Origin of the sequence: Planktothricoides raciborskii GIHE-MW2 (assembly GCF_040564635.1) — a bacterium.
Taxonomy (GTDB): Bacteria; Cyanobacteriota; Cyanobacteriia; order Cyanobacteriales; family Laspinemataceae; genus Planktothricoides; species Planktothricoides raciborskii.
This window is the reverse complement of the sequence record NZ_CP159837.1, coordinates 6622544-6635722: the sequence shown is the minus strand read 5'-3', so window position 1 is coordinate 6635722 and position 13179 is coordinate 6622544. Positions and strand designations below refer to the sequence as shown.

The 13179-nt window shown below is 44.4% G+C and carries 12 protein-coding genes; 7 read left to right on the top strand and 5 right to left on the bottom strand.

Going from position 1 to position 13179, the window contains the following annotated elements:
- Window positions 1-51 precede the first annotated feature (51 nt).
- The 4 genes from ABWT76_RS28290 to ABWT76_RS28275 are packed head-to-tail and all read right to left on the bottom strand — an operon-like array spanning window position 52 to window position 1272.
- The gene (locus tag ABWT76_RS28290) at window positions 52-468 is read right to left on the bottom strand and encodes a hypothetical protein (RefSeq protein ID WP_082348988.1); all 417 of its coding nucleotides are present in this window, start codon (window positions 466-468) and stop codon (window positions 52-54) included.
- A 28-nt stretch (window positions 469-496) separates the two neighbouring features.
- Window positions 497-850, bottom strand: coding sequence for a hypothetical protein (locus ABWT76_RS28285; protein WP_322096549.1), 354 nt, complete (start codon window positions 848-850; stop codon window positions 497-499).
- 28 nt (window positions 851-878) lie between these two features.
- A complete protein-coding gene (locus ABWT76_RS28280) occupies window positions 879-1067 on the bottom strand; it encodes a saccharopine dehydrogenase NADP-binding domain-containing protein (RefSeq protein WP_354636446.1) in 189 nt (62 codons plus the stop codon).
- Between the two features lie 7 nt (window positions 1068-1074).
- Complete coding sequence (locus tag ABWT76_RS28275; protein WP_322096550.1) at window positions 1075-1272, bottom strand: saccharopine dehydrogenase NADP-binding domain-containing protein; 198 nt, start codon at window positions 1270-1272, stop codon at window positions 1075-1077.
- A gap of 257 nt (window positions 1273-1529) precedes the next feature.
- Between ABWT76_RS28275 and ABWT76_RS28270 the strand changes: the two genes are divergently transcribed.
- From ABWT76_RS28270 to ABWT76_RS28245, 6 genes are all read left to right on the top strand, one after another.
- Window positions 1530-3317 carry a fatty acyl-AMP ligase gene (locus tag ABWT76_RS28270; protein WP_054468934.1) on the top strand — a complete coding sequence of 596 codons (1788 nt, stop codon included), beginning with the start codon at window positions 1530-1532 and terminating at the stop codon, window positions 3315-3317.
- A gap of 37 nt (window positions 3318-3354) precedes the next feature.
- A complete protein-coding gene (locus tag ABWT76_RS28265; RefSeq protein ID WP_054468935.1) occupies window positions 3355-5133 on the top strand; it encodes an acyl-CoA dehydrogenase family protein in 1779 nt (592 codons plus the stop codon).
- Window positions 5134-6250: 1117 nt separating this feature from the next.
- On the top strand, window positions 6251-7930 hold the full coding sequence (locus ABWT76_RS28260; RefSeq protein ID WP_054468936.1) for an aminotransferase class I/II-fold pyridoxal phosphate-dependent enzyme: 1680 nt from the start codon (window positions 6251-6253) through the stop codon (window positions 7928-7930).
- Window positions 7931-8195: 265 nt separating this feature from the next.
- Window positions 8196-9011: an SDR family oxidoreductase gene (locus tag ABWT76_RS28255; RefSeq protein WP_054468937.1), complete on the top strand. Its 816-nt coding sequence runs from the start codon at window positions 8196-8198 to the stop codon at window positions 9009-9011.
- A gap of 217 nt (window positions 9012-9228) precedes the next feature.
- Window positions 9229-9375, top strand: a complete 147-nt coding sequence (locus ABWT76_RS28250; protein WP_197285354.1) for a hypothetical protein — start codon at window positions 9229-9231, stop codon at window positions 9373-9375.
- Between the two features lie 115 nt (window positions 9376-9490).
- Window positions 9491-9907: a putative toxin-antitoxin system toxin component, PIN family gene (locus ABWT76_RS28245; RefSeq protein ID WP_197285355.1), complete on the top strand. Its 417-nt coding sequence runs from the start codon at window positions 9491-9493 to the stop codon at window positions 9905-9907.
- A gap of 456 nt (window positions 9908-10363) precedes the next feature.
- Here ABWT76_RS28245 and ABWT76_RS28240 read toward each other — a convergent pair whose 3' ends face one another.
- Complete coding sequence (locus ABWT76_RS28240; RefSeq protein ID WP_231636891.1) at window positions 10364-11065, bottom strand: hypothetical protein; 702 nt, start codon at window positions 11063-11065, stop codon at window positions 10364-10366.
- Between the two features lie 508 nt (window positions 11066-11573).
- Between ABWT76_RS28240 and ABWT76_RS28235 the strand changes: the two genes are divergently transcribed.
- Window positions 11574-13175 (top strand): ABC transporter substrate-binding protein, encoded by a 1602-nt coding sequence (locus ABWT76_RS28235; protein WP_354635307.1) that lies wholly within the window; start codon window positions 11574-11576, stop codon window positions 13173-13175.
- Window positions 13176-13179: the final 4 nt, after the last annotated feature.

Here is a 13179-nt window from a genome sequence, read left to right as displayed (position 1 = left end):
CCCAACCAACAACCAACAACCAACCATCAACCAACAACCAACCATCAACCATCAACCATCAACCATCAATCCAATGGGAATTTGCCGCCGTTGCATGGTTTCAGTGAATAAGTCCGTGGATAGGGCTTGTTCGACTAACCAAACTCCGGGCTGTCGCAGTTTTCCCGCTAAGATTAGTTCGGCGATACTGCCGGTTCCTGCCCCGGCTGCGATCGCCGTATTTTTATGCACCATTGTGGCGATCGCTTTTGCCCGTTGACCGGCTTTGGTTCCCGACACCTCAGCCCGCATTGCCAGACCAACTCCGGTAAATTTATCGGTAATTTGAGTCATGGCATAGCTGACTTGAGATAAAAATTCAATAGTTTGGGGATTTTCTAGGATTTTCGGGGGCAATTTGGCCACCATCCCCGTGAGGTAATTATAAAAATCCGGGACAGACCCGAATTTGGTGACAACATTTTTCACCGGAAAGGTCAGGGGTAAGGTAGCGCCCTCAATGGTTTGGAACCAATAAACCCCAGCCCGACCATAAGGGGCAGGAAATTCGACGATTTCGCGTTCGCGAAGCGTCCCGGAGGGAATCGCTGTAAGGCTTGACCCGCTGCCATTGTCCGTCAATCCAAGCGTCAAAGGAATGTTGTAATTCCAAAGCCACTGCGGTCTTGGGGTCTCCCCAAGTAGAGAAGCCAGTGCGGTCTTGGGGTCTCCCCAAGTAAAGCACCTGGCGCCAAGTGGCGTAGAAGGTGGTTCGCATTACCGTGACTCCAGCGCCCCCAGACCCCGCGACCACATAACTAAGATGAATACTTTCTGCTTGGTCTAACTGTTCTACTGCTTGTCGGGTCATGCTGTTGGAAATTCCCGGAAAGACCCCACTACTGACGTTCGCGAAGCGTCCCGGAGGGAATCGCCGTTACCCCAGCGGCGATCGCCTGTTCTTTCAGGGCTAAGGCTTGGTGACAAAATTGGGGATCGTCGCACACATCTATATAATTAACTCCCTGTTCAATGCAGGTTTGTAATACCCTTCGATCCCGGTAGCTAAACGGCCCCGCACAGTTGATGACTAAATTATGGCCAGCGATCGCAAGAAAGCAGTTGCCCGCGATCGGCTAAATCCAATGCTAAAACGGAGAAATCCCCCACCCCGGGCGCAATGGCTTTTCGGCCAGTCACGGTAATCTCCGCGTCGGTATGTTGGGCAATATCCTGGGCTACACAACTGCCAATTCTGCCGGTGCCCCCGATAATTAAAATGCGATCGCTCATAGCTGACTAATATCCTGAGAAAATCGGTTTTGAGATGCTCATCCTAGGAAATATCCACAGGATCACTTATGATTTCTATCTAATTAAGCTACAATCAACCTGACCACCGTTCGCGATTCTCTTTTTTAGCGATGAATAAAGCATCGGATTTAAAATTAGCGCCCAAAAAGCCCGGTTGTTGATTTTTTCCTGATTATTCCAGGCACCAATTCAGATAAATTAAACCAGAAATATTAACACGCATCACCTAGTTGTGAATGAATTTTCTAGAAACTCCGCTGAAAACAAGCACGTTAGTTGATATACTCCGATACAGGGCATTGCATCAACCGGATCAAATTGCCTATCGCTTTTTAGTTGACGGAGAAACGGTTTCCGTCGATCTGACTTATCAAGAATTAGCACAACAAGCCCTGGCGATCGCCAGCCAATTGCAACAGTTTTGTCAACCGGGAGACCGGGCTTTATTGCTTTACCAACCGGGAATCGAATATATTAGCGCCTTTTTTGGCTGTCTATTTGCCGGAGTGGTGGCAGTCCCGGCATATCCGCCACGGCCAAATCGTTCCCTATCCAGAATTCAATCAATTTTGACCGATGCACAGGCGGCGGTTGCCCTGACCACCACATCGATTTTTTCCAGTTTGGTCCAAAGGGTAGCGGATGCCCCGGAATTGGAAACTCTGGGATGGTTGGCGACGGATCAAATCGATCCTATTCAGGCAAACTCTTGGCAAGACCCACGGGTAAATAGTCGTCACCTGGCTTTTCTGCAATATACCTCTGGGTCTACGGCCACCCCCAAGGGAGTGATGATCTCTCACCAAAATTTACTCCATAACCTAGAGGCGATCGCCCATTGTTTTGGACATTCGCCCCAAAGTCGCGGCGTGATTTGGCTGCCCCCCTATCACGATATGGGCTTAATCGGTGGCATCTTGCAACCGCTTTATGCCGGATTTCCCGTGGTCTTAATGTCCCCATTAGTCTTTCTTCAAAGTCCATTTCGTTGGCTGCAAGCGGTGTCCCGGTATCAAGCCACCACCAGTGGCGGGCCGAACTTTGCTTATCAACTTTGTATTAATAAAATTACCCCAGAACAGAAACAAACCCTGGATCTCAGTTCTTGGGAAGTGGCTTTTAACGGGGCAGAACCGATTAACCCGGAAACTTTAGAACAGTTTGCGACTACCTTTGCCGAATGCGGGTTTCGGCGGGAAGCTTTTTATCCTTGTTATGGCATGGCGGAAACCACTTTAATTGTTTCCGGGGGCGCAAAAACTGCCCTACCGATTTATCAAACCCTGGAAGCGGAGGCATTAGAGAAAAATTGGGTTGTCCCGGTATCCCCAGAATCCAATCCAGAGTTAACCACTCGGACCCTAGTCGGTTGCGGTCGGCAAATTCCCTATCACCAAATCGCGATCGCCCATCCAGAAACCCTGACCCGATGTACTGCCGGGGAAGTCGGTGAAATCTGGATCAAAGGCCCTAGCGTTGCCCAAGGTTACTGGAATAAAACCGAAGAAAGCCGTCACGCTTTTGGTGCTTATTTAGCAGATACCGGGGAAGGCCCGTTTCTGCGAACTGGGGATTTAGGGTTTTTGGACAATGACGAGTTATATGTCACTGGACGACTCAAAGACCTGATTATTGTTAACGGTCATAACCATTATCCTCAAGATATTGAACGCACCGTAGAACACAGTCACCCAGCCATTCGCCCCACTTGTTCGGCGGCGTTTTCTGTGGAAATTGATGGGGAAGAACGGTTAATTATTGTGGCTGAAGTCGAACGGCGTTATCGACAGCGTAAGCGACAAGCTGCGCTCTCATCAGAAGATCCTTCCCAGCACTATTCCTGGGAGGTAAAGGCGGTGATACAATCGATTCGGCGATCGGTTTCATCCCATCACGATCTCCAGGTTTATCAGGTATTCCTGATTAAGTATGGCAGCATTCCCAAAACGTCTAGCGGAAAAATCCAGCGCCATGCTTGTCGAGCCAATTTTCTGGCTGGCACCTTGGATGTTGTGGAGGAATAGGTCGCAGTTCCGGGATCATGCGATTGGGGGTTTTCTCATGTCTTTGCTCACACAGTACCAAACGGCTCAAGCACTGGAATTGCATCTGGGCGATCCGTTAAATCCAGAGAATTTATTTTCTTTCCAGCATTGCATAGAGTTGGATGAGCAAGATGCCTATCCAGAAGATATTTGTCAGTTGTTGTCTGATTGGAATGTAGATTTGTATTATATTCCCGCTGCTTACGGGGGAAAACTCAAATCTTTTGAAGAGGTTCTGGCAATTTCCCGTGTGATTGCCCGACGAGACTTAACAGTGGCGATCGCTCATGGAGTGACTTATTTAGGCGCAACCCCCGTTTGGCTTGCCGGTAGTGATGAGCAAAAGCAAACAATCGCTCAACGGATCAAAAATAAGGAAAAAATTTCCTTTGGTTTAACGGAAAAAAATCATGGGAGTGATATTTTAAGTAGTGAAACTGCTGTAGAAGTGCTGGAAAATGGCTATTTATTATCCGGCGAAAAATGGCTGATTGGCAATGCTACTCTGTCTACGGCTTTAACGGTTTTTACCCGCACAAATCCCAAAGGTGGACCACGTGGATTTTCCGTTTTTTTAGTGGAAAAAGATAAGTTATATCCCAACTCTTTCAGTCATCTGAATAAAATTAAAACTCATGGAGTGCGCGGGGCGAATATTGGTGGGGTCAATTTTCAAAATAGCTTTTTGCCTGCCAATGCTTTAATTTCTACTCCCGGATCCGGTTTAGAAATTATTCTTAAAGCTCTCCAAGTTACCCGGACTTTACACGCTGGGGCTGCCCCTTCATTGGCTCAAGCGGATACGGCTTTAAGAGTTACTTTGGATTTTGTCTTTTCCCGCCATATTTATGGCAGCACCGTTTGGGATATTCCTCACGCTCGTAAAACTTTAATTGAGGCTTTTGTAGATATTTTATTATGTGAATGTGTTTCTTTAGCAGCGGTGCGATCGCTTCATGTCGCTACCGATCAAATGAGTTTATTTTCATCGATTATTAAATACTTTGTTCCCACTACCGTTGAACAAGTAATTCAGCGCATATCGGCGGTTTTAGGGGCGCGTTACTATTTACGCGAAGAACATTGGTATGGCATTTTCCAGAAAATAGTTAGAGACCATTCAATTATCAGTGTATTTGATGGTTCGACCGCAGTCAATTTACACGCGATCGCCCTCCAAATTCAGCAATTAGCCACCTATCATGTCCAAACAAATATTGCAGAAAATCCTGGCATTCGTGAAAAAATCAGCACCATCTTTAACTTAGAAAAACCTCTGCCAGATTTTGAACCGAATCGGCTGGAAATGTATAATCGAGGCCGAGATGATATTTTACAAGGAATTGAATTAGCTGAAGCGGATTTAGCCGACCTGCCGATTAATTCAGAAGCAGAATCTCAAGTGATAGATCGAATTATGAATTTAACTAATCTACTCAACCAACTAATTCATATTCAAAATAAATTTTTAGTCGAGCAAGGAATTGCTTACACCCCCAAATATAGCAAATCTAGCCAACTATTTGATTTAGCCAAAACTTACTGTATTTTACATACAGCAGTGGCTTGTCTGCAAATGTGGCTGCATAATCGGAAAACTTTAGACTCATTTTTTGCCAATGGGGAATGGCTGGTGATTTGTTTGACCCGGTTGCTGGAAAAAATCCAACCTTCTTTGGATTCTGCCCCAGAGTCTTACTGGGAAAATATGGGCAATCACTTGGTAAAATTATATACAGAAAACAAAATGTTTTCTATTATTCCCTTTGACTTAGCCACTTCATCAACTATTTAGAATGCTGGAATAAATCCAAAAAGAGAAAAAAACCGGGACTCGCTGTTGTGCTAATTACAGTTAACTGTTGTTGCCAAAAAGAAACCCGGTTTCTGGAGTTGGGGGGATCGGAAGTCGCGCAAAAATAGACTGACCGAAATAAACTGATCGAAATTTTCAGCATCAAACCCTGGGTGTAGGTAGGTGGGATAGGTGGCAATCGATCGATTGCCCCTAGGGTGATCGTGTCTGTGTTTGGGAAAAGATTCGGGACTCAGGCTGATTTACCATAAAACTGCACGGCAAATGTTATAAAAAAATTAAATAAAAATAAAATTACAGTGAATAGCCGGACTCTTGATCTAGCGATCTTTACCCAAGGTCGAGTTGAAACCTGTCTGGGTTTCTCCCGCGTACTGAACCGTCCGCCCTTTCAGGGTGCGTGAAGCGATCGCGATGTTGCTCCGCAACGCCTTGCTTGCTGCGATGTTGCTCCGCAACGCCTTGCTGCGATGTTGCTCCGCAACGCTACCGCGATGTTGCTCCGCAACGCGATCGCCAGATCGCGCTTAGTCGCGAATCGCCAAGGAACTACCCAAAACTAAGCCAACGTCTTAGTTTTCCCAGGAGGAATTTTTGCCCAAGGGAGAAAGGGAGAAAGGGAGAAAATGTTCTGTAACCGTTAAAGATAGGCATTTTGATTGCTTTGTCAATCGCTTTTATGCCTATAATCAATGCCTAATTTTTGCTCTGGATTTTTGCTCTGGATTTTTGCTCTGGATTTCGTTTACTCCGAAGGGCTGATCCGAAAGTAGTGAGTAGACCTGTTGCAAAATTCTTATGTATTCCCCCTTTGATCCGCCATCGGTTGGGGGGATCGAGATATTTATGAAAGCAAGAGGTCTAGTATGTAGTGAGTATATTTTCGCAAGTTACCTCGCTACTTTTATGTCTTCATGGCAAAATAACCATCATGCTATTTCTGGGCGGAATAGCCCCGATCGGAAAACTATCGCTAAATTAAAGAGGCGATCGTCGAGCGATCGTCGCTGGCATCTTGTACGAGGCTATTGTGTAACCTGAAATCCGGGTGAGCATTGGCAAGACCTTTTGAGTCGATTGAACAGAGGAGTGAACCATGAAATTGTTAAACCAGTTAAACCAGTTAAGCCAACAAAACATCAACAAAAAAGCTACGAAATCAGCCACTCTCGTACCGAAGGGAGCGTCAAAATCTACCGCGCAGTCACCGGATGACGTTTATGATGCCACAGCGATTACTAGCTGGTTAGTGACTCAATTGGCCGAACGCTTGGATCTGCCCGTTGAAGAAATAGAGATCCACAAAGATTTTACTGAATATGGCCTGAATTCGATCGAGGCGGTTAACCTGTCTGGGAATCTGGAAAATTTCCTCGGACGGAGGCTCGATCCCACTCTGCTGTGGGATTATCCTAATATTCAGGCTTTGGCGTTGTATTTGGCGAATCAAGATAGACCCCAGACTCCCGATGACACAAATGGGGCAGCCACAAACGGACTGATGGCAAATGGGGCACCTAGTATGGATGAATCCAGTGATGACGTTCCCGAACAATATTATCGGTTCGATCGCTTCCCGGAATATCGCAAACTCAAAGGTCAATTAGAGCAAATTACCCAGTTAGGGCTGAGAAATCCCTATTTTAATGTCCAAGAACGAGTCTGTAATGATACCACTGTGATTGGTGGTCGCGAACTGATTAATTATTCCAGCTACAACTATGTGGGAATGTCCGGGGATCCGATGGTGTCCCAAGCGGCGAAAGAGGCGATCGATCGCTATGGCACTTCGGTTTCTGCCAGCCGAATTGCTTCCGGGGAAAAACCCCTGCACCGAGAACTGGAAAAAGCCGTTGCGGAGTTTGTTGGCGCTGAGGATAGTATTGTTTACATTGGCGGTCACAGTACCAATGTCAGCACTATTGGCCATCTGTTTGGCAAGAATGACCTGATTGTTCACGACTCCCTCAGCCACAACAGTATTATGCAGGGGTGTATTCTTTCCGGCGCCACGGCGATCGCTTTTCCCCACAATGACTACGTTGCTCTGGAGTCTATTCTGGGCGATCGACGCCACCGTTACAACCGAGTCTTAATCGTGATCGAAGGAGTTTACAGCACGGACGGGGATATTCCTGAACTGCCCAAATTCATCGAACTGAACAAACGCTATAAAACCTTGCTCATGGTAGATGAAGCCCATTCTATCGGTGTTTTGGGAAAACATGGCCGGGGGATTGGGGAAATGTTTGGGGTTAATCCAGCGGATGTGGATTTATGGATGGGGACGTTCAGCAAATCTTTTGCTAGTTGTGGCGGCTATATTGCCGGTTGTAAAGAACTGGTCGAATACTTGAAATACACCGCCCCAGGCTTTGTTTATAGTGTGGGAATGTCTCCGGCAAATACGGCGGCGGCCTTAGCTTCTTTACAAGTCCTGCAAGCGGAACCCCAACGAGTCGCCATTCTCCAGCAACGCGCCAAACTGTTTTTAGATTTAGCGCGGCAACGGGGACTCAACACCGGCATGAGTGCCGGTTCGCCGGTGATTCCGATTATTGTTGGGGAGACTTATAAATGTATTAAGTTGTCTCAGGCCCTTTTCGATCGCGGTATTAATGTGCAACCCTTGGGCGCACCGAGTGTCCCGGAAGGAACTGCCCGCTTGCGTTTCTTTGTCACCTCGACTCATACCGAAGAACAAATCCGTTCTACGGTGGATATCCTGGCGCAAGAATGGGCAAAACTTGAAACGGCTGATGCAATGAGCGCTTAAATTTTAAGAGGGTGTAGGGTGTAGGGTGTAGGGTGTAGGGTGTAGGGGAAGAGGGGGAAGAGGGGGCAGGGGGGGAAGAGGGGGAAGAGGGGGAATATTTTTCTCTTCTGCTCCTCTGCTCCTCTGCTCCTCTGCTCCTCTGCTCCCCTGCTCCCCTGCACCCCTGCACCGATGGCGGCCGATGGCGGCCGATGGCGGCCGATGGCGGCCGATGGCGGCCGATGGCGGCCCCAACCAACAACCAACAACCAACAACCAATAACAAATGAATTTTAATAATTCACACGCTATTATTACAGGTGGTTCTAGTGGCATTGGTAAAGCCACCGCTAAACTTTTAGCCAGCAAAGGAGCAAATATTTCCATTATTGCCCGGACAGAAAGCATTTTGGCTGAAGCTAAAACGGAAATTGAAGCCGCCAGCGTTAATAGTAATCAGCAAGTTGTTACTATTGCCGCTGATGTTTCTCACCGCGAAGACATAGAAGCAGCTATTCAAAAAGCGATCGCGCAAAATGGCCCGGTTGATTATTTAATTACTTCTGCGGGAATTGCCCAGCCCGGATATTTTCAAGACCAGGCGATCGAAATATTTGAACAAACAATGGCCATTAATTATTTTGGCACCCTTTACGCAATTCGGGCCGTTGTCCCGCAAATGTTGGAACGGAAAAAAGGGCATATTGTGTTAGTTTCCTCTGGGGCGGGATTAATTGGTATTTATGGTTATACCACCTATTCCCCGACTAAATTTGCCTTACGGGGATTAGCCGAATCTTTGCGTGGGGAAATGAAGGTTTATGGGGTTAATGTTTCGATTGTTTATCCCCCCGATACGGACACCCCCCAATTGGTTGCCGAAAATAAAACTAAGCCGGAAGAAACTAAACGAATTACTGCCACCGCAGATATGTGGACAGCGGCAGGAGTTGCCCAAGAAATCGTCCAAGGAATTGAGAAAAAAGTATTTGCGATCGCCCCTGGGTTAGAAATTTCCTTACTGAATCGACTGCATAGTATTCTCGGCCCTGGGATTAACTGGTACTTTGATCGCATTGTATCACAAACTAGACAAAAATAGCAACCAAAGCAACCGGATTTCTGGGTTAAATTTGGCAAGAAATTAGGGGTTTAAACCACAGAGACACAGAGAAACACAGAGGATTTCAAAATTTATACAATCCCCTCTGTGAACCTCTGTGTCTCTGTGGTTTACTTTTGCCCAACCTACAATACTACTAATTATGCGATCGATGGGGTACAATAAGAAATAGGTAAAGTTAAAGCAGGAGAAAACAATGACTATACAATTAACTGCCATAGTTACTCCAGAAGGAAAACTAGAGATTCCTTCAGAAATATTAAAACAACTTCAACCTTTGACCGAATATGAAATTTCTCTGACCGAAAATGAAATCAAATTGACCAAAACTAAAAAAAATTAACCTTAGATGAATTATGGCAACGAGTGGATGAAGCAGGTCTCGACCCAGAACAACCTAGTTTAGCAGAAATTAGTCAAGTCGTTAAAGAAGTTAGACAAGAATTATGGGGTAATCCATGAAAGTGGTTGTCGATGTTAATGTTTGGATATCAGGGTTACTCTGGGGAGGGGTTCCCCGTAAAATTATCCAACTGGCTCAAAATCATCAAATTATAATTTTTGCTTCTGAGGCTTTATTTAAAGAATTAGAAGCCACTTTAAGACGGACTAAATTTGACTCAAAAATTCAATCTCTCGGTTTAACAGTGGAAGATATATTGGATGCTGCAACAGAAATTATCAATTTTTGCCCTAATATTTCCATTGATGTCCCTGAGTTAAGAGATGTTAAGGATAATCATATTCTAGCGGCTGCTTTATCCGCTCAAGTTGAAGTTGTGATTACAGGCGATCGCGATTTATTTATTGGTTTTAGAGAATTTTGCCGGAATATCCATAATGAATCTTTACGATTTTGTGAATCTCTATTGTGATGATTAAAATAGACTTCTTGCAGAATTCTTAAAAGCCGTTCGCAGCTATGCTGCGGTGCGGAGCAGGCGGTTTTAAGGGTGGTTGGGGGGATCGACACCTTATCAAAGCGATGTTGTCTATTATGAGCGGACGTCGAATTCATTGCCAAAATGATTCAGGGTCGCTATATGAATAGGAAATAGTAAAAAAAACAACTCTCGACCCCGGACAAAGAAACCCGGTTTCTAGTGCCTCGAAAAATTAAATCCACCAAATGAAACCAAAGAAACCGGGTTTCTAATGCCTAGTTAGGGTGTGTTAGGCGGCAATTATTTCCGGGTAAAAATGTTAATTTTCGCTGCCGCCGTAACGCACCATATCAATAGTTTATTATGGGATTAAAATTGGGGGCTTTCGCATTGGCGGCGATAATTTTTCGGTTTAACCGAGAGATTTATCCGCCAATGCGAAAGCCCCTACATTGAATCAATTTGTTTAACTTCGGACAATGGTAGCCCCAAGGCTTCGGCTATTTGTTCATCGGTTAAGCCAAATTTCTTTAATTTGGCGATCGCTGGACTATGACCTTTATTTTTGCTACGGGATTTCTCAGCTTTTACAGGCGGATTATTATCAACAATATCCGAAGGATGTTTAGGGCAAATATTTATCGAACCAATAATGTTGCTATTGTTAGTATTAATACTTTCATTTCCAAAAGACAGATTTATATTTCCTTGCCGTTCCAGGATAGATTCAAGATTATTTTTAGTGACTTTTTCGCCAAAAATATTCGATAAAAGTTGCAATAGTTCATAACCCATATCCTTAACATGACCTGGGCTGAGATCGTAATTATCTGCAATATCAGCATACTTTTGTTGCTTTAGGGTTCCTTCAATAATTCCCCGCTGCAACTTATTTAAACGTTTGCCCGTATTGCGATGTACCACCTCATCGAGAAATTCCAAGACTGCGGCAATGTCCATGATCTGAGAGTTAACAGAACAGTGATTATTATACCCGTCTTTTTCCGTCTTTTGGTTTATATCCGTCTTTTTTCCGTCTTTTTTCCGTCTTTTCCCGTCTTTTTTGAAGTGGCAAAATTTCAGGTAATAAAACTTAAAAAAAGATCCGTCTTTTTCCGCTTTTCTTTGATGGGGCGATCGCTTTACCATAGGCAAAGGATATTTGTTACTTCACTCTTTGGGTCTGACAGTTTTATGTTGATGTCTGAAACCCCGCAAGATAAGTACGATCGCCTTCAGCATATAAATGATTGCAGATACGCAATTAAATCGGCTTTCCCAAATAAAAAAATTACCAAGCTGTTTTATTGTAACACAAAAAACCATGCAACGAGTCTAACTGTGTGAAGTCGAGTATTACGTTTTTTCGGCCATGAAAAAACTTTGAAACCATGAGATTACTCATATAGTTAATAAAATATCACTTATGTAAAAGGAGAAAAACCTCGCTGGAAAGCTTACTTATCTCGCCAAAATAGAAATTCTTATTCAAGGTCGTGATCGATGGAATAAAAAATTGATATTAGACTGTTGATTAATTACATAATATATCAAATTATTTTTTATGCCATTAAATCATATATAAAGCGCCTTATAATTAGCTGAATTTACACAACTTATTTACTTGGTAAATTTTATTAAGACAAGGAGAATGGCAATGGCTGACGATCCAAATACCCCTTGGGAATGTGAAGGCGCCCCACCCAAATATAACAAGCATGAATTGATTGAAAATCCCGCAGGAACGGAGAGATGTATGATCTGCGGGCGTCCCCGAAACTATTCGGGAGGCGGTGGTTCAAATAACCCACCAATTCCTTGGTCTAAAGTTGGGGCTGCTGCCGTAATTTTAGCTTTATTGGGTGGGGTAGGATATGGAATTTCTGGTCTATTTAAGCCTTGTCCGACAGGTCAACAAAAACAGGGATTTTCCTGTGTAGCAGTTGCAGTTAAATCAACTTCTACCCCAACTTCTACCCCAACTTCTACCCCAACTTCTACCCCAACTGTTACATCAACTATAGAGCGCTATAGTAGTGGAGAAAATCGCTTATTTGTTGGCAGAGCAAATCCCGATAGCGAACGGGGCATTGAAGCCTTTAGAAACGGACAGTATAGTCAAGCAGTACAAGATTTTGAGAAGGCTGTAAGTGGCGATCGCAACTCTCCTGAACATCAAATTTATCTGAACAATGCTAAAGCACGTTTAGCTGGTTCTCCTTTCCTAATTGGGGCTGTTGTTCCTATCGACACTGCCGCTAGTTCCGCCGAAGAAATGTTAAGAGGAGTTGCCGACGCTCAAACCAGGTTTAATCAAGTGGGTGGGTTAAATGGGAGATTATTAGAAGTAATAATAGCTAATGATAGTAACGATCCGCAACGAGCCACAGAAGTGGCCAAAAGATTAGCAAGCGATCCCAATTTGTTAGGTGTAATTGGACACAACTCCAGTGACGCCAGTCAAGCCGGTTTAGCTGAGTATAAAAAAGCTGGCGTACCCATGATTTCGCCAACAAGTACCAGTACCGCTTTGTCGGGAGACAATTTTTTCAGAACCTTACCCTCTGATGCGATCAACGGTCAAAAACTGGCTGATTATGCTAGATATAGTCTAGGTATCGAAACTGTAGCTATATTTTATAATCCCAATAGTAGCTACAGCAAAAGTCTAGAAATAGCTTTTTCCCAAGCATTTCAGCAATTCGGAGGAAGAGTAGTAAAAACTATTGATTTAAGTAATCAGCAACTTGAACCACAGCGAGAAATTCAAAACTTACAAGGACAAACAGAGGCGATTGTTATCTTTCCCAATACTGCCTATATTTCAGTGGCGATCGCCCTAGCTGTTGCTAACAACAACCAAATGAAATTATTAGGAGGAGATGCTCTATACAATCCCAACACTTTAACATCGGGTAGCAACGCAGTGGAAGGATTAATTTTAGCCGTTCCTTGGTTTGCCGAAGGGAAATATGCCGAAGCCGCAGAAAGACGATGGTTAGGACAGGTTAATTGGCGCACTGCCATGAGTTTTGATGCAACTCAAGCAATGATTAACGCTTTATCCGAGCAAGCATCTCGTTCTAGCGTTTTACAAAATATCAGAAATATTAGCTTATCCAATGCTGATACTTCTGGTAATTTACTTCAGTTTGAATCCACAGGCGATCGTCAAGGTGATCCCATTCTAGTCCAAGCAGTGAAAGGAGGAAGAAATGCCCCCAAAGGCACGCAATTTTCCTTTCAACCTATTAAGTAAGGAG